At 31.2% G+C, this 18170-nt stretch carries 17 protein-coding genes and 1 pseudogene; 5 read left to right on the top strand and 13 right to left on the bottom strand.

Annotated features, from left to right (window positions below; genetic code table 11):
• From G6N05_RS15525 to G6N05_RS05705, 4 genes are all read left to right on the top strand, one after another.
• The coding region (locus G6N05_RS15525; protein ID WP_205729739.1) for a T9SS type A sorting domain-containing protein at positions 1–612 on the top strand (612 nt) is incomplete at its 5' end.
• A gap of 80 nt (positions 613–692) precedes the next feature.
• A complete protein-coding gene (locus tag G6N05_RS05715; RefSeq protein WP_166125619.1) occupies positions 693–1103 on the top strand; it encodes a hypothetical protein in 411 nt (136 codons plus the stop codon).
• Positions 1104–1236: 133 nt separating this feature from the next.
• Positions 1237–2946, top strand: coding sequence for a tetratricopeptide repeat-containing sensor histidine kinase (locus tag G6N05_RS05710; RefSeq protein WP_166125618.1), 1710 nt, complete (start codon positions 1237–1239; stop codon positions 2944–2946).
• Positions 2939–3685 (top strand): LytR/AlgR family response regulator transcription factor, encoded by a 747-nt coding sequence (locus G6N05_RS05705; protein ID WP_166125617.1) that lies wholly within the window; start codon positions 2939–2941, stop codon positions 3683–3685. Before G6N05_RS05710 ends, G6N05_RS05705 begins: the two co-directional genes overlap by 8 nt.
• Before the next feature lie 20 nt (positions 3686–3705).
• On the opposite strand, the gene G6N05_RS05700 is transcribed toward G6N05_RS05705, so the two are convergent.
• The 5 genes from G6N05_RS05700 to G6N05_RS05680 all read right to left on the bottom strand — a co-directional run bounded on the left by G6N05_RS05700 (position 3706) and on the right by G6N05_RS05680 (position 8214).
• Positions 3706–4281: a Crp/Fnr family transcriptional regulator gene (locus G6N05_RS05700; RefSeq protein WP_166125616.1), complete on the bottom strand. Its 576-nt coding sequence runs from the start codon at positions 4279–4281 to the stop codon at positions 3706–3708.
• A 48-nt stretch (positions 4282–4329) separates the two neighbouring features.
• On the bottom strand, positions 4330–4476 hold the full coding sequence (locus tag G6N05_RS05695) for a hypothetical protein (protein ID WP_166125615.1): 147 nt from the start codon (positions 4474–4476) through the stop codon (positions 4330–4332).
• Between the two features lie 4 nt (positions 4477–4480).
• Positions 4481–5650 (bottom strand): formate-dependent phosphoribosylglycinamide formyltransferase, encoded by a 1170-nt coding sequence (purT, locus tag G6N05_RS05690; protein ID WP_166125614.1) that lies wholly within the window; start codon positions 5648–5650, stop codon positions 4481–4483.
• A 223-nt stretch (positions 5651–5873) separates the two neighbouring features.
• A complete protein-coding gene (locus G6N05_RS05685; protein ID WP_166125613.1) occupies positions 5874–7061 on the bottom strand; it encodes a pyridoxal phosphate-dependent aminotransferase in 1188 nt (395 codons plus the stop codon).
• 55 nt (positions 7062–7116) lie between these two features.
• Complete coding sequence (locus G6N05_RS05680; RefSeq protein ID WP_166125612.1) at positions 7117–8214, bottom strand: fatty acid desaturase family protein; 1098 nt, start codon at positions 8212–8214, stop codon at positions 7117–7119.
• A 107-nt stretch (positions 8215–8321) separates the two neighbouring features.
• On the opposite strand from G6N05_RS05680, the gene rsmG reads away from it, so the two are divergent.
• On the top strand, positions 8322–8951 hold the full coding sequence (gene rsmG, locus G6N05_RS05675) for a 16S rRNA (guanine(527)-N(7))-methyltransferase RsmG (RefSeq protein ID WP_166125611.1): 630 nt from the start codon (positions 8322–8324) through the stop codon (positions 8949–8951).
• Positions 8952–9009: 58 nt separating this feature from the next.
• On the opposite strand, the gene G6N05_RS15585 is transcribed toward rsmG, so the two are convergent.
• The 8 genes and pseudogenes from G6N05_RS15585 to G6N05_RS05640 all read right to left on the bottom strand — a co-directional run bounded on the left by G6N05_RS15585 (position 9010) and on the right by G6N05_RS05640 (position 18097).
• Positions 9010–9393 (bottom strand): T9SS type A sorting domain-containing protein, encoded by a 384-nt coding sequence (locus tag G6N05_RS15585; RefSeq protein ID WP_225875135.1) that lies wholly within the window; start codon positions 9391–9393, stop codon positions 9010–9012.
• Positions 9391–11535 (bottom strand): annotated as a pseudogene (locus G6N05_RS05670) (M36 family metallopeptidase); the annotation flags it as partial. The gene G6N05_RS15585 and the pseudogene G6N05_RS05670, both read right to left, overlap by 3 nt.
• A 373-nt stretch (positions 11536–11908) precedes the next feature.
• Positions 11909–15250 (bottom strand): PA domain-containing protein, encoded by a 3342-nt coding sequence (locus tag G6N05_RS05665; RefSeq protein WP_166125610.1) that lies wholly within the window; start codon positions 15248–15250, stop codon positions 11909–11911.
• A gap of 202 nt (positions 15251–15452) precedes the next feature.
• A complete protein-coding gene (locus tag G6N05_RS05660) occupies positions 15453–16796 on the bottom strand; it encodes a deoxyguanosinetriphosphate triphosphohydrolase (RefSeq protein WP_166126017.1) in 1344 nt (447 codons plus the stop codon).
• A 36-nt stretch (positions 16797–16832) separates the two neighbouring features.
• Positions 16833–17273: a GNAT family N-acetyltransferase gene (locus G6N05_RS05655; RefSeq protein WP_166125609.1), complete on the bottom strand. Its 441-nt coding sequence runs from the start codon at positions 17271–17273 to the stop codon at positions 16833–16835.
• A 71-nt stretch (positions 17274–17344) separates the two neighbouring features.
• Positions 17345–17566 carry a hypothetical protein gene (locus G6N05_RS05650; protein WP_166125608.1) on the bottom strand — a complete coding sequence of 74 codons (222 nt, stop codon included), beginning with the start codon at positions 17564–17566 and terminating at the stop codon, positions 17345–17347.
• A 31-nt stretch (positions 17567–17597) separates the two neighbouring features.
• Positions 17598–17882 (bottom strand): type II toxin-antitoxin system RelE/ParE family toxin, encoded by a 285-nt coding sequence (locus tag G6N05_RS05645; RefSeq protein ID WP_166125607.1) that lies wholly within the window; start codon positions 17880–17882, stop codon positions 17598–17600.
• The gene (locus tag G6N05_RS05640; RefSeq protein WP_166125606.1) at positions 17879–18097 is read right to left on the bottom strand and encodes a hypothetical protein; all 219 of its coding nucleotides are present in this window, start codon (positions 18095–18097) and stop codon (positions 17879–17881) included. Before G6N05_RS05640 ends, G6N05_RS05645 begins: the two co-directional genes overlap by 4 nt.
• Between the last annotated feature and the right edge of the window lie 73 nt (positions 18098–18170).

Raw genomic sequence — 18170 nt, 5'->3', positions numbered from 1 at the left:
CTTTCTGGCGGAGCTGGTGGATATACTTATTCTTGGTCACCTTCTGGAGGAACAGCTGCTACAGCAACTGGACTTTCTGCAGGAACTTATACGGTAACTGTAACAGATGCTAACAGTTGTACTGCAACTCGTAACTTTACAATCACACAGCCAAGTGCTATTGACACAACTATTTCTCAAAATGCTGGAATTCTTACAGCTAATCAAAATAGTGCAACATATCAATGGTATCAATGTCCAAACATAATTCTTACAGGAGAAACTAGCCAAACATTTACTCCAACTGTTGTAGGTGACTATAAAGTAGAAATTACTCTTGGTGGATGTACTAATACATCATCTTGTGTAACAGTAACGACTTTAGAAACTACTAGTTTTGATAGTACTAATTTTGTTTATTATCCTAACCCTACTTCAGATATTTTACATATCACTAATGGTAATTTAATCGAAGAAGTTAATGTGATTAATTTGATCGGACAACAGATGATTTCTACTAAATTTAATAGTAAAGAGATTCAGCTAAATTTAGCAACTCTTCCAACAGGAACTTATTTCATCACTATAAAATCGGAAGGAAAATCAAAAACGATTAAAATTTTAAAACAATAATTTAACATATAATAGTCTTACAAATAGAAAAATATTAATTTTATTTGTAAAACATTATCTAACAAAATAACACTTTAATTATGAGCACAACAAATACAACAGGTCCAATAGTTACGCCTCCAGGAGTAGAAATTACTTCTGATTTTAAATCATTAAATAGTACTATTCAATTTACAAAACCAAGACCAACTGAACCATTACCACCTTTAGTTCAAGCTTATTATGAAAATGGTAATTTAGAAGTTAGTACAGTTGCATTTATTGATGCAAGTCAAAAAATAGACCTTATTAGTGTTTTTTATGATGACTCGCTAAAAACACCAACTTTTTATATTACCTATACTGCACCAGAAACAAAAGCTTCAGAATTCATGGGATATCAAGTGAATTTTACAATTGAATTAGCGAACAAACCTGAAGTTATTGAAACTTTTGTTTGGGATGAAGACCCAATAAATTCAAGAGGAACTACAACAACAGTTCAGCCATAATAAAATTAAAAGTAACATTAGAAAATAGAGGAATTAGTTCCTCTATTTTTTATTTTGTCAAATTGAACTATATTTACAAAAAAAAGTTAATTTGACGCCAACAAAAAACAAAATAGTAGTTCTATTATTTTTAATGCTCTTCAGTATTACGCATTCTCTTTATTCTCAAAAAGATAACGAAAAATTATTTGAATTAGAAGTTCAAAAAAAGTGTAAAAAATTTGCTCAAGAAGTAAATTTTAAAAAGGCACAATTATATTTTATTAAGAAAAACTGGGATTCTACCTTAGTTTACTCCATGAAACAGTTAAGTTCGAATAAAACATCATTAGAACTTTCAAATTATTGTCACTTCTTCAGAGGTTATAGTTTCAAACAAAAAAAAATGTTAAATGAAGCTAAAAAAGAATTTTATACTATTTCGAAAACATTTTATTTCTATAAAAGTATACATAATATTCTAGGACAAATTTCACTAGAACAATCAGAATTTAAAAAAGCTATAAGTTATTTCAAAGAATTTGAAAACATTTCTGAAACTAATCATTTTGATATTAATAAAAGTTTTATAAATCACAATCTCGGAGTTTGTTATGTACAATTAAGAGATTTTAATAAAGCTGAAATCTATTTATTAAAAAGTACGAAATTGCAAGAATTAGAAAAAGACACGATAGCACTTGTTGGAGCTTATGGTGATATTGCAACCATGTATTATGAACAATATAAAGACAACTTGGCCATACCCTTTTTTGAAAAAGCATATGAGTTTTCAAAAAAAGTAAAACGATATGATTTAAAACAAATTGCTACTAAAAACATGGCAGTTGTTGAAGAAAACAGAAAAAATTTTGAAAAAGCAATTGTTTATAGAAAAGAAGCTGAAAAATGGAATGATTCATTAATGGATCAAAACAAAATTTGGGCAGTAGCTGAAGTAGAAAAGAAATTTGCCATAAAGCAAAAACAAGAAGAAATTCATGTTCTTGAAGTGGAAAATAGAATCAAACAAACACAGCGAAATGGACTTTTCATAATTGCCATATTATTATTAAGTATTTTTGGAATTGGTGTTTATTTTTATCTACAAAAAATTAAAAAGAACAAAATCATTCTGGCACAGAAAGAAAATTTAGATGAATTAAACGCTACAAAAGATAAACTATTTTCTATTGTTAGTCATGATTTACGCTCCTCAGTAAATGCTTTAAAAACCAGTAACACAAAATTATTAAACCATTTACAAACCAAGAACTACGAACAACTTGACGTTCTTCTTCACAAGAATAATGCAATTGCAAATAGTTCATATAACTTATTAGATAATTTACTTAATTGGTCTCAACAACAAACCAACCAATTATTTTTCCAACAAGAATCCTTACACTTATTTTCTATTATTCAACAAATAGAATATAATTATAAGCCGATAGTTGCGGAAAAAAATATTGAATTAAACATAAATATTGATAAAAGTATTTTTGTTTTTATGGATTTAGATTCGTTCAAAATTATTCTAAGAAACATGTTGGACAATGCGATAAAATTCACAAATGAAAAAGGAACAATTTCTATTTATTCAGAAAAACCAAATTCTGAATTTATTCCATTAATCATAGAAGATACTGGTATTGGAATGAGTAATGAAGTGGTAGAGGAATTATTACTAGAATCCACAAAATTATCTAAAAAGAATAATAAAGAAATTATAGGAACTGGTTTAGGTATACAACTCTGTAAATCTATGCTATTAAAAAATGGTGGAAAATTAAATATCGAAAGTAAAATTGGTTTAGGAACAAAGTTTATTTTATTTTTACCAAAAGAAGTTACTAATGGATAAAATTAATATTTTATTAATTGAAGATACAAAATCTGAAGAAGAAGCCTTAACAAGTGTACTTTTAGAAAATGATTATAATATTGTTGGAGTAGCCACCAATTATACGGAAGCCTTAACCCTATTCTATCAACACAAAGTAGATTTAGTAATTATTGATGTTTTCTTAAATGGTCAACCAGAAGGAATTACTTTTGCTGAAACTATAACTATAACTCCAAATGTTGCCAAACCATTTGTGTTTTTAACCAGCTCTAAAGATCGTCAAATTTTTGAAAGAGCAAAACTCACAAAACCATTTAGCTTTTTATTAAAACCCTTTAATGAGTTAGAAATTTTATATGCTATTGAAATGGCAATTGAAAAATTTTACGATCAGACAAATGTTTTTTTAAGTGAAGAACAAGATACGGTTATCGGAAATAGTCATTTATTCATAAAAAAGAAAAACGCACTAAAAAAAGTAGCTCTTCAAGATATCATTTACATTGAAGTAGAAGAACGCTATTGCAATATAATTACCTCTAATGAGAATTATTTAGTAGCACTTTCACTTACAAAAATAACTGAATTTTTAGACACCAATACTTTTGCTAAAACACATCGTAATTATATAGTGAATACGAATAAAATTAATGAAATAATTCTTTCTGAAAATTTAATCATTCTAGAAGGAAACTACAAGGTTACTTTAAGTGAAAAGTATAAAGATTTCATACATAAGTATAAAATATTGAAATAATTTTAATCGCTTTGAAGTTTTTATTTCAATAATAGTCTTTTCTTTAATTTACTAAAAAACTCCGGTGTGACTCCAATGTAGGAAGCGATTTGTTTTTGTGGAACTTTTTGAATTAACGTAGGATATTTTGTGCAGAATTTTTCAAAACGTTCTTCGGCGGTTAGACTTAAATTATCCATTAATCTTTCCTGATGAGACACTAAGGAATTTTCAGCTAAGATTCTGAAAAAGCGTTCTAATTTTGGAATTTCATGATATAATTGTTGATGGTTTTCTTTAGATATAGAAACGATTTCGGCATCTTCTAAAACTTCTATGAAAAGATTCCCCGGTTTTCCAGAAATATAACTAAACATATCGCCAATCCACCAACCTTCACAAGCAAAATGCAATACGTGTTCTATAATATTATCATTAATATTGAAACTTCGTAAAATTCCAGAATTTACAAAATAAGTATGTTTTGCAATTTCGTTAGAACTTAACAAAATCGTTTTAGCTTTTACAAATTTGGTTTCTGTTTTAGACAAAAACAACGTTTCTTCATCTGAAGTTAAAGAAACGTGTTTTGAAATATTTTGTAAAATTGAAGTCATTAAATTTAGAATTCAGAAAGAAATAATAAAATTGCAAGAGCTAATTTATTATGAAATCTGAGTTTTATTTATTTCTGAATCTACAGATGTTGGTACTTTTACTTCACATCTTCTGTATGGACCGCAACCCATACGCTTTGGTCCGCATGAAGCTAAGAACAAGCAACCAAAAACAAGCAATACTATTTTTTTCATCTTATTAAATATTTACTTTGACTAAGGTAGCCATTTTTTTTGCTTTTTCCACAATTTCTTCTATTGGAGTATCTAAAGTATCATAATTTAACACCACACCCATTCTTCTGTATGGTCTAGAAGTTGGTTTTCCGAAAAGCCTGAAATCGGTTTTTGGTTGAAAAGCTATATTTTCAATTCCTGTAAAAGTTGGATTATTTGAATCAGCTGAAGCTAAAATAACCGCGCTTGCTCCTGCTCTTTCTTGAGTGATTTCGAATATGGGTAAACTTAAAATCGCACGTAAATGCAATTCAAATTCGTTGAAATTTTGTGTATTGGCTAACGTTACCATTCCGGTATCATGTGGTCTTGGTGATAATTCTGAAAAATAAACGCCTTCATTAGTTAAGAAAAATTCTACTCCGAAAAGTCCAGCACCACCTAAAGCTTCAGTTACTTTTTTGGCCATTTCTTGTGCTTCTAAAATATCTGCGTTTGAAACTCGGGCTGGTTGCCAACTTTCTTGGTAATCACCACGTTCTTGTCGGTGACCAATTGGTGCGCAGAACAACGTTGGCAAATTATTATTTTGAGTCACTGTTAAAAGTGTAATTTCTGAATGGAAATTCACGAAAGCTTCTACAATAACTTCTACGATATCGCCACGAGAACCTTCGACTGCATATTTCCATGCTTTTTCGATATCTTCTGGAGATTTTATAGTCGATTGTCCTTTTCCAGAGGAACTCATTAAGGGTTTTACCACACAAGGCATTCCAACTTCGGCAACTGATTTTTGTAATTCTTCGAAAGAAGTAGCATAACGATACTTAGCTGTTTTTAAACCTAAATCTATAGCCGCTAAATCACGAATTGCTTTTCTGTTCATAGTGAAATTGGCTGCTTTTGCAGAAGGCACAACTGTAATTCCTTGTTTTTCGTAATCATAAAAACGTTCTGTGCGAATGGCTTCGATTTCTGGAACGATAAAATCCGGTTGATGTTTCGCTACGATTCTATCTAATTCCGCGCCATCAAGCATGTTAATAACTTCAAAACCGTGTGCGACTTGCATTGCTGGTGCGTTTTCGTAACTATCAACTGCAATTACTGTTTGTCCGATTCTTTGAGCGGCGATTGCAAATTCTTTTCCTAGTTCACCTGAACCTAATAGTAGTATTTTTTTATTCATTTTGAATTGTGTTTTGAAAACGGATGTGCGTTAGGGAGTACTTCACATTATTTTTATTTTCATCGGAGTTCAGTGAACTTCGTTTGTAGTGAAAATCCTTTTTTTAGTTACCTGAGGCACTCGAAGGTAACTAAAAAAAGATTGTAACGGAAAGCCCGACCCGAAGGGTAACGCCCTAAATATTAAAATTAAAAAAGCCCCAAGTTTCCAAGGGGCAAATATATTAAGACAATGCGTCTTTGATTCTTTTGATTGCTTCAATTAGTTGCTCTTCGCTAGTTGCGTATGAAAGTCGTAAGCAGTTTGGGCTTCCGAAAGCGTCACCAGTTACAGTTGCTACGTTGGCTTCTGCTAATAAATACATAGCGAAATCTGTGGCATCTTTAATTTCAGTTCCTCTTAATGTTTTTCCGAAATAGTGAGATACATCAGGGAAAACGTAAAATGCACCATCAGGATTGTTTAATTTGAAACCAGGAATTTCTTGCATTAATCCGAAAACTAAATCGCGACGTTTATGAAATGCGTCAACCATATATTTAATTTGAGAAGGATTCGCTTCTACTGCCGCTTTTGTAGCACGTTGCGCGATAGAATTCGCGCCACTTGTTACTTGACCTTGCATTTTTGTACAGGCTTTCGCGATGAATTCTGGTGCACCGATATAACCGATTCTCCAACCTGTCATAGCAAATGCTTTAGCTACTCCGTTTACAGTAATGGTATTGTTTTCCATTCCTTCAATTGAACCAATTGAGCAATAATCACCCGTATAATTAATGTGTTCGTAAATTTCATCTGAAACTACGTATACATTTGGATATTTTTTAAGTACTGCTACTAAAGCTGTTAATTCTGCTTTACTATAAACTGAACCTGAAGGATTACAAGGCGAACTGAACCACATCATTTTCGTTTTTGGTGTGATTGCTGCTTCTAATTGTGCTGCTGTAATTTTGAAGTTCGTTTCTACTGAAGTTGGCACTTCTACAGGAATTCCACCCGAAAGTTTGATAATTTCGAAGTAAGAAACCCAAAATGGTGCTGGAAGAATTACTTCGTCACCTTCGTTAAGCATTACTTGCGCAATGTTGTATAAAGATTGTTTTGCTCCTGTTGAAACTACAATTTGATTTGGTGTATAATTTAAATTATTATCACGTTTGAACTTCGCACAAATCGCTTCTTTCAAATCTAAATATCCATCAACTGGTGGATACGTAGAATAGTTATCGTCGATAGCTTGCTTAGCAGCTTCTTTGATAAAATCAGGAGTATTGAAATCAGGTTCACCTAAACTTAAACTGATAATGTCTTTTCCTTGTTGTTTTAATTCTCTTGCTAATGCTGCCATTGCTAACGTTTGTGAAACGGCAAGATTGTTAATTCTTTCTGATAAAATGTTGTTCATGTTGGTAGTTAAAAATTATATAAATGAAGAAACGCGATAAATCGCGTCTCTATTATTATGCTAATTGAGGTTTTTGTCCTAATTCTTTTAAATGCTTGAAATGTGCTACAACAGCGCTTCTCATCGTTTGGTATTCGAAATATGGCAAATCACATTCGGCAGCTGTTTGTTTTACAAATTCTGCAATTTTACCATAATGAATGTGACTGATATTTGGAAAAAGATGATGTTCAACTTGGTGATTTAATCCACCTGTATACCAATTTACAATCCAGTTTTTAGGAGCAAAATTCACTGTAGTTAATAATTGGTGAATGGCCCAAGTATTTTCTATTTCATTATCATCATTTGGATGAGGATTTATAGTGTCTTCAGTAATGTGAGCTAATTGGAAAACTACACTTAAAATCATTCCAGCCGTATAATGCATTGCGAAAAATCCAAGTAAAATTACCCACCAGCTTGCAACACTAAAAAGTAATGGTAACACAATCCAAAATCCAAAATATACAATTTTAGAAATTACTAAACCTGTCCATAAGTTGGTTGGGTTTGGTGCACTTCCATAAGATAATTTTCTTTTTAGGTAACCACCCATTTGTTTAAAATCGGTTGTTAAACACCAGTTTATCGTTAATAAACCATATAAAAAGATAGAATAATAATGTTGAAAAGCGTGGAATTTATACCAAGTTGCTTCTTTTGTAAAACGGATTACACGACCCGCATCTAAGTCTTCATCGTGTCCAGGAATATTGGTATAAGTATGGTGTAAAACATTATGTTGCACTTGCCAGTTATATACATTACCAGCTAAAATATAAATACTTCCGCCCATAATTTTATTTAACCAAGTTTTAGAAGAATACGAACCATGATTTCCGTCATGCATCACATTCATTCCTACTCCAGCCATACCAATTCCAATAACAATAGATGCTAAAACATATACTAAAGTTGGAACTTTTACGAAGAAAATGACAAAAAATGGCACAAAAAATAATGTAAACATTATAATTGTTTTTAAATGTAGCTTCCAGTTTCCTGTTTTTTCAATGTTTTTTTCCTTGAAATAGTCATTAACTCTTTTATTTAGAGTCTTGAAAAACTGTGCTTTATCTAATCTTGAAAAGGTTGGAGATTTAACTTCCATATAATTTATTTAATTTAATTCACAAAGGTACTAATATTTCTCTAAAAAAAATATTGATAAATATCATATCACATAAAAATTGTATTTTTGCAAAAAAAATAAACGATTTGGAACTGATTTTAAAATATTTCCCCGATTTAACTCCTTTACAGATTGAACAATTCACAAAATTGTACGATTTGTATACCGATTGGAATTCGAAAATTAATGTGATTTCTAGAAAAGACATTGATGAACTTTACTCACGACACGTATTACATTCTTTAGGGATTGCCAAAGTGATACAATTTAACCCAGGCTCTAAAGTTTTAGACGTTGGAACAGGTGGTGGTTTTCCTGGAATTCCATTAGCCATTTTATTTCCTGAAACGCAATTTTATTTAATTGACATTATTGCTAAGAAAATTAAAGTAGTTAATGAAGTTGCGCAAGGATTAGGATTAAAAAATGTAAAAGCAGAACAAAAAAGAGCCGAATTAGTCAAAGAAGAATTCGATTTTATTGTAAGTAGAGCTGTAACTAATATGCCTGATTTCGTAAAATGGATTAAAGACAAAACAAAGAAGAATTCTACACATGAATTGAAAAATGGAATTCTATATTTGAAAGGTGGTGATTTAACTGAAGAATTAGCCATTTATCAAACGGTGCAATTGTTTGATTTACCAGACTTTTTTGAAGAAGAATTTTTCGAAACAAAAAAAGTAGTGTATTTGCCTTTAAAATATAAATCATAAAAACAAAAAACCCTGTCTATTTCTAGACAGGGTTTTTTTATACTTAATATTATTTTATTTACTCAATAATAATTTTCTCTGAATAATTTAAGTTTTCACCATTAAGTTTTAAAACATAAATTCCTGTAGATAATGACTCTAAATCAATAGCATTAGTCTTATTAAAATTAGTTACATTTTGATTGTATACTTGTCTTCCATTAAGATCATACACATTAATTTGAAGCTCTCCAATATAGTTATTGATATTTATATTAACCAATCCATTTGTTGGATTAGGGTAAATTTTAAATAAATTACTGTTTTGAAAATAATCGTTTCCTAAAGTACAAGCTGAACCCGTAGCAGGAGTTGAACCAGGAACTGGCTCTGTAAAGTCTCCCACTTGATCTTGAACACCAGGAGCACCCGCAATAGAACCAGAAGTAGCATTTACACCCATTCCTCTTCTAGCAAATGTTTCCCAAATCATACAATAATCTTGACCTCCAGTAGTATTTTGATCCGCTTGAATAATAGCGTTTCTACATTGAATTAATGACGGATTAGCAGGTGTTAATTTCATTGCATCAATAACCAAACGCATTACTTTATTATTACCACCAGTTCCATTATAAATATTTGAGTTGTAACCATATTTATCAATATAATTCCAAGCTAAATCCCATAACATAACACACCATACAGAACCTAAACCATGAACATTAACTTGTTCAAATCCATCAGCATCTGTAAACCATTGATTATTTGTATCAGCGAAAGTATGAGGATTTACCGTCATATCTGTTGAATATCTATACTGTCTAATTCCAGGTCCATTATTTGGTTGATTTGATACATATGTACCAATCCCTCTAGCGTCATTTCTAGTATCTCCTGGCTTAATTTGCATCATCAACCAAGCCCAATCTGACCATCCTTCACCAGGTTGTTCAGCAGAACCATTCATACCCATACCTCCACCAACTAATCTTGTTGAAATACCGTGTCCGTATTCATGAGCAATAACACCATTATCAAAATCTCCATCACTATTTATATATACTTCAGGACTTGACAAACTAACATTTACAGTTCCAGAACTCATAGAAGCAATTAAAGCTTCACCATCAGTTTGAGACATACTAACAGCAGGAATTGTAATTGTTGCATCCGCTCCAGCCATTGATATTCCTCCAGCAACATTGTTTACAATAATCGCTCCAATTGCTCCAGCGTTTTGAGCGTTTTTCACTTTAATTACAAACGAACAAACCCCTCTTCTAATTACTGCAATTTTACCGTTTAATGCAGCTGCGTTAGTTGGTACTTCACAAGCATCAGAAGTATCAGGAGTTCCATCAACATACAATACTAAATTATTTGTAAGTACTGCAGGAGCTAATGGTAAATTAACATGACCTGGACTAAAAGCATTGTCATTAACATTAGTTCCAACCAAAGCGCCTGAATTAATCAATAAATTTGACGGTTTTCTACTGTTCCACAAATACATTTGCATTCTTGGCTTACCACCTTCACTTGGTGTTGAAAAATTCGCATTATTTAAAGCAGGAGTTGCAGCTTGAGATGCATCTTATGCTTCAGCATTTACAGCATCGTTTCCAACACCACCTCTTCCATAGTTAGCTGCTTGGAAATTTCTATTTAATTCATTAAAACCATATTGATACCATAAGTCATGCATGATATTATTTTGATAAAATAAATTTGAGATTGCCGCATTAATATAAGTAGTTAGAGCAACACCATTTCCTCCATAAGCATAATCAAATGTTAAATTTGGATATGTTCCAGCTGATGCATTAGCATAAGTTGTTGGAGTACCAGGGTTAACATTTGTATAGTCAGAATATGCAAAAACATTATTCCCTCTTGAGTAATTATACAAAACTGCAGCAGTAGATCCACCAACAGCAGTACTAGCATTATGCCATCCGTTTGGAGAAGCAGCAACAGCTAAAGGAGCTAAAGCAACTGTAGCTTCTGGATTTGTAATTAATTGTCTTGGAGAATGAAATGGACTTTCATAATTCCAAGGAATAACTCTATAATTTGTTGTACCTGGTGTTAATAAAGTTTCAACTGTTTGCTCTTTAAATAATTTATTTGAATCGAAACTTCCTGAAGCAAGACAAGATGAATGATTATGCTTAGGTCCAAAACTACAATTATGAACTAAATCAAATTTCTCTAATAAATTTCCATTAGTTACATCAATTTTAACTTTCCATAAATGCTTTGCATCTTGAGAATAAAATTCATAGCTCCAAGATAATACTAAATCACCGTTTTGATTTGGAAAATAAACTAAATCAGCAATAACATTGTCTTCTGTTAAAACTCCATTAGATAATTTATATTTATTTTTATCTGAAGAAATAATATTTGAAGAAAAACTATTTTCATTTAATTTTGATAATGCACTTGAAAAACCCTCAACAACACCTAGAGTAGCGTTACTAGTATTTACCTTTGAAGCAACATTCGAAATAAATCCTTCAGGAGAATTAATTACGTTTCCTTTTTTAATCCAAAAATAAACATACGAATTGTCTATTTTTATATTATTATAAGTTTGCATTACTAAATAATTAGTAATCCCTGTAGTTTCAGAACTTGTTTCAGATTGAACAATCCAATTAGACACTTCAGTAGCACTAATATTTAATTTGCTTTGATTTTCAGAAAAATAATTTTGTATTTTTTGACTGGGACTCTGAGAAAAAAAAGAAACAAAAAATGCAAAAACAAAAAGTAACTATTTTTTCATAATTAAGAAGATTGTTTACATATTAAAAATTCAAAATTAGCTTATTAGACATAGACTCAAATATTATTTATGTTAAAAAAAACAAAAACCTTTCTAATTTAACTTAAGAAAGGTTTTTTGTTATATTTAAAAAAAATCCTGCTTAATATTACAATTAAGCAGGATTTAAATATTTTTTTATCTACTACTCTAATATAATTTTCTCAGAATAGTTTAAATTTTCGCCTTGAAGTTTTAAAACATATACTCCAGATGATAATGAAGATAAATTGATTGGGTTAACTCCGTTTAAATTATTTATTTTATTAGAATAAACTTCTCTTCCATTAATATCCATAACAACAATAGTCAGTTCACTAGAAAAATCTTTAATACTAATATTTAAAACATCTTTAACTGGGTTTGGATAAATAGTTACATTTTTATTAGACTCGAAAGTTTCATTACTTAAAACTGTATTTGTTAAAGTTCCTGAAAATACTCCTCTACCATAAGTTGCTGCAAAAACATTATATGCTGTAGGTGCAGTTGGTGAATTTGGTTGTAAATCTAAATCTGTTACCTTAACACCACTCATACCATTGTATGCTTGCATCCAGTTTAATGATTGATTAGCTGTAGTTGCAGGATTAAATGTATTTGCATACCATACACCTAGCTCAGTACCAATCATAATTTCAGAAGTATTTAATGGGTTCTGTAAAATAGTGTGAACTGGTAAATCAGGTAAATTACCTTCAATATTATACCAATTTGTTCCACCATTTGTAGTATACCAAACATTAGTAGTACCGTAATTCTTTAATGTTACAAATATTTGATTATCAGTAGCACCGAATTCAATATCAGAAATAGTTCCTACAAAACCAGAGCCAATTGAAATATCACTCCATCCAGTACCTGCAGTAGAAGCTGCAGCTGTAACAGTACTTGCATTTACTAATTTTAATAATTTAGAATTTGATGTACCAACATATAAAGTTGTTGGCGTAAACTTACCAACTTGTAAAGCAGTTGGGTAAGAAGTTAATAATGTAGGATTAGTAAAATTAGTTCTTACCACAGTAGCACCTGTTATTGAAGAATATCTTCTAATAGTATAAACACGATTAGTAGTATCTGTAAAATCAGAATATACGATATTATTAGGTGAATCTAAAACCATGGCAGGATAAAATAATCCACGATCAATTATCCCGTTACTTAAAGTTCTTTGAACCGCTCCATTTAAACCTCTTTTATTCATATTGTCATTATAAACATAATTTGAAATATAATAAGAAGTCGCAGAAGAAGTCGCGTTTTGTTTAAATAAAGGAATTCCTCCATCACCACCTTGAACTTCGGCACTACCACTTAAAACACCTGGAGCTACACCTGTTGTAGTACTAAGAGTAGAAGGGAAATAGTTTGAACCATTATCTTGTGCACCTGCAACGAAAAAGTCATTAGAAATTCCAGTTACCCCTGTTGGTGAAACTGCTACTCCTACGAATTGAGTTACGTTAAATCCAGAATTTCTACTTGCAGCTGGAGTCCCCGTTGTTGATAAACTACCAGAATAATAAACACCTCCATCATTTCCAAAAATACCAACATTAGGATTTCCAGGTTTAAAAGTCATAGCGTGTTGATCTGAATGCACATCAGACATCCAATTTGAAATTGTTGTCCAAGATGTACCACTGTTTGCAGATCTGTATAAATCAATCCCTCCAACATACACAATAGCATCATTTGTCGGGTTAGTTTCAATCATCATATCATAAAACGCTTGCGCACCCGTGAAACCATAAGTAGCTTCTCTACCTTCATCTCCTGCAGGTAAACTAAGAACCGTTGGAGCAGTTGCAAAACCATTAGTAGTTTTTAACAACTGAACTTCAATTGTTGGGGCTGCTGCATCTGCTTGACCTAATTGAGAACAAACATATAAAACATCCGCTGTTGTTTCAGAAGTTTCAATTTCAACTCTTCTACCTCCACCGTTTCCAACTACTGTATGTTTCAATACCCAAGTTGCTCCGTTATCTGTTGATGAATATATTTTTCCACCACCATCACCAAAAGTTCTACTATTAGTTGTTGAAACCCAAAGTGTTCCACCAACTGCTACTTCAAGATCAAAAGGACATGTTCTGTTTCCACTTGCAGTAACAGGCAATCCTAACGGTCCAGTCCAATTGGTTCCACCATCAACAGATTTATATAAACCATAAGTTGTAGCACCAATATTACCTGCATTGTAAGAATCACCAACAGCAGCATATATATGTGGAACACCAGCTACATTTTTAATCACAACATCATTAATACATTGAATCCCCGTAACATCAAGACCAGCAAACTGACCAGGTAATGTTGCAGAAAAATTTCCAGTTAAATTTGCTAAGTTAGCAACTAATAAATCACCATCTTCTTTTGAAACACTTACTGAAGGAATACTAGCACCTAAATCAGAACTAGCCATCCCAATCACACCAGCACCTGGAACATTATTCATAATAATAGCTCCAACTGCACCTGCAATTTCAGCAGCAAAAACTTTAGATTCAAAAGTACAAGTACCTCTTCTAATTAATGCAATTTTATTTGTTAAAGAACCAGCTGGTGACGCTTCACAACCGTCATCAGTTGGAGCAGTACCATCATTTACTAAAACAATTTCTTTATTTCCTCCTAAATCAGCAACAGGACTACCAAAGCTAGCTAAGCCAGTACTGTATCCACCAATTACCGCTGGATTAGATGGAGCAAAAATACTTAAATTATATACAACACTTGGAGTAGATGAAACAACACCTCCACCAAAAACTCTTGACCATGACACACCTGCATTTGTAGTTTTCCAAATACCATTTCCGTTCACATCACCTGTATACGATTCTCCAGTACCAACATACCAAACACTTGAATTTGTTGGGTCTACAGTAATATTTTGAACATTTAAATGTTCAGGAAGTGAAGAAATTTTTGTCCAAACAGTTGCTGCAGAAGTTATGTTTGTGTTTTTCCACAAACCACCACTTACACCACCAGCAATTACAGTATTACCAGACGCATCAGTAGGATCAAAAATCAATGCTTTTGTACGTCCACCAACATTGTTTGGTCCTCTTTCTTGCCAAGAATTACCAGATGCATCACCAGGTACTCTACCATTTGCAAGAATTTCCTGACGTGATCTCTCTAAATCTTCTCTAATTACAGTTATATTTTCAGGAGTTGGTCTACCTAAACTAGGATTCATAGACAATAACCATTCCTGCTCAAAATATTTATTCGGTGGTAAACCGGCAGCTTTTCTTTCCGTTTTAGAATACTTATAAGTTTCGTAAATTTTACTTGTAGCTAAATAATTATCAAGCTTTTTACGTAATTCTTTAACTTGTTTTTTAGAAAGATTATTAGTAGTAACGTTTTTATCGCTCACAACTAAATCCTTTTTAACAACAGATTTTGTTTCTGAACAATTTATAAAGACTAGAGAAACTAGACCTAAATAAAAGAGTAAAAGTTTTTTCATGTTTTTTGGGTTTTTTATTAAAACATCAAAAGTACTATATTTATTACACAAAAACAATATAAAATTTTGATTTTCTATCATTTAAGTCAGAAATTTAACAAAAATATGCATTAAATAAATTTTAAAAACTAATTAAAAATCAGCATAATATAAAAAATACCAAAAAAATACCCAACAAAACACATTAAATACATTTAGGACATTATATTTTTGTTGCATTGATGATTTTATAAATCTCGATAGCTTTTCCGTCGGTTAATAAAGAAATAAACTGACAGATATTCAACAACTTATCATACATAGTTTCTTTATTACTTTTATACTTTTCCGGCAAGATGTTCATAATTAACTTATCTGAATTGGTTGCCGAATTATTAGCAGTATTAATATAAGCATTGATAAAAACATCTAACAAAGTATGAATGACTTTATAACCAATAATTTCTTTTTCAATAACTTCTTTTGATTGATAAATGTTTTTTACGCTAATATTTATAATATCTGAAATTTGTGCTTTGTACTGACTTTTATCCATTAAAGAAACCGAAAACTCCCCTTTTAAAATTTCCGATTCGTTTTCCATAAAAATAGAAACAGCATCGTTAATTAAACTTCCAATAGCTAAAGCTCTCAAATAACTAATACGATCTTCTTTGGTTTTTAATTCATTATATTTTTTAGAATCGATAGATTTTTGAACCAATTTAATTAGATATTCTAAAGCGAAATCTTCGTTGATTAATCCTAGTTTAATTCCGTCTTCAAAATCTATAATGGTGTAACAAATATCATCGGCAGCTTCCACTAAAAAAGCTAATGGATGACGAAAATAACCTACATCTGGATTGGTTTTGTTAGAAATCATACCTAATTCGGTAGCGACTTCTTGAAAGAATTTTTTGTCTTGCTGAAAGAATCCGTATTTTTTATCGCAAATGTTTTTTGTTGGTTTTTTAGGCAGACTTTCTTTTGGGTATTTCATGAAAGTTCCTAAAGTCGCGTAGGATAATCGCAAAGCACCTTCTACACCTTCTCTACTTGAGGTTAAGATAGAAAATCCGTTCGCATTTCCTTCAAAATCAATAATATCCTGCCATTCTTTTGGTGATGCTTCTGATTTATATTTTTGTCCGCTTCCTGAAGAAAAATATTCTCCGATTGCTTTTTCACCTGAATGTCCGAAAGGCGGATTTCCAATGTCGTGAGACAAACAAGCTGCAGCTACAATAGCACCAAAATCGTTTAATTGATACCCGTGAATTTCTTGTAAATGCGGATATTTTTCTAATACTTTTTTTCCAACTAATCTTCCAATAGAACGACCCACAACTGAAACTTCCAAACTATGCGTTAAACGCGTGTGTACAAAATCCGTTTTAGAAAGCGGAATGACTTGTGTTTTATCTTGCAACAAACGAAATTCTGAAGAGAAAATAATTCTATCATAATCCACTTCAAAACCTAAACGCGTGTCGTCTTGTTCTTTTCGTAATCTTTTACTTGTATCGCCTTGTCTTTTTAAAGACAAAAGTTGTTCCCATTGCATCATAAAAGTTTGATGTTTGATGTTTGAAGCACGAAGTTAACCTTTTTTCATACAAATGCTATTTTCCACACCGATATATTGTCCGTAATTTGGAATCAATTGGTAACCTGTTTTTTCATACAAAGCAATGGCACTAGTTAGTTTTGGAGAAGTTTCTAATATAAATGAAGTAAAACCTAAATCATTTGCCCAAAGTTCTAATTCATTTAAAACAAACTTGGCAATTCCTTTATTTCTGTGATTGGGATGCACGAACATACGTTTGATTTCAGCCGTAGTATCATCAAATTTTTTGAAAGCACCACAACCAACCACTTCTGAATTTTCATAAACCACTAAAACCGTATCTAATTGTACGTTATTATAGAAAGCGAAGAAATCTTTTTCCTCACCATCAATATCCACTAAATAGTCATCAAAAAGTGCTGATAAAATTTTAAAATCTGGGTTGTCTGAGTTGGTTCGAATGAGTTGCATAACGTAATTTTTAAGAATACGAAGATAAAATAAATATACAAAAAAAGCCTTCGAAAGGAAGGCTTTAAAATTTACTCTTTTAAATTAGATAAGAAAAATAAACTCGATTTTTTCGGATATTTTTCATAACTTTTATCGCTAGGATTTTCAATAACTGTTTTCAAATTTACTTCATCTCCCAATTTAAATTTTGAAACGACTAATTTGTAATCTAACATATATGGACCGCAGAAAAAATTTCCGTCAGCGTCTTGTTCAATTATTCCTGTATAAACTCCTTTTTCTTTTGCCATGATTTTATTTTTTACAAAGGTATAACTTTTATTACAATTTATGAACGCCTTTTCTAACATCATAAAATGCTAATAAATTGATATTTGTATCTTGAATTTGGTAATATAAAATTGTCTTTTTATTAATAACCGCTTTTCTTGTTGCTGTTTGACTTTGATAAATTGGAAATAATTCAGGATTGTTTTTTATGTCCTCCACTGTTGAAATAACATCAGAATAAAATTTTTCAGAAACTAATATTCCAAATTTATTTTCAATATAATTAATAATTTCATCTAAAGTTAACTCGGAAGTTTTTGTCCAAATTACATTCATTTTTTTGCAAATTTTGCTTCAAAACGTTTTTTTACATCTTCGTGAGAACTCACGTTTCCGCTTGAAATATCATCTAATCCTTTTTGAATTAATTGATTTTCATAAGTAGAAACTTCATTGTTTTGTTTAATACTCAAAATTCTTTCAATTATTTTCTCGTCAGTAAGACCTTGAATCCACTGAAGTAAATTTTGTTTTTCGATTGTAATATTCATAATCTAAAGTATTTGAATGGTAAAATTACAAAAATTTCTAATTAAATGACAAATTAATAGCCCTGATTACTTC

This window comes from Flavobacterium bernardetii (genome assembly GCF_011305415.1).
In the GTDB taxonomy this organism is placed as follows: Bacteria; Bacteroidota; Bacteroidia; order Flavobacteriales; family Flavobacteriaceae; genus Flavobacterium; species Flavobacterium bernardetii.
Note: the sequence above shows the minus strand (reverse complement) of the source record. Positions and strands in the feature narration are given on the sequence as shown.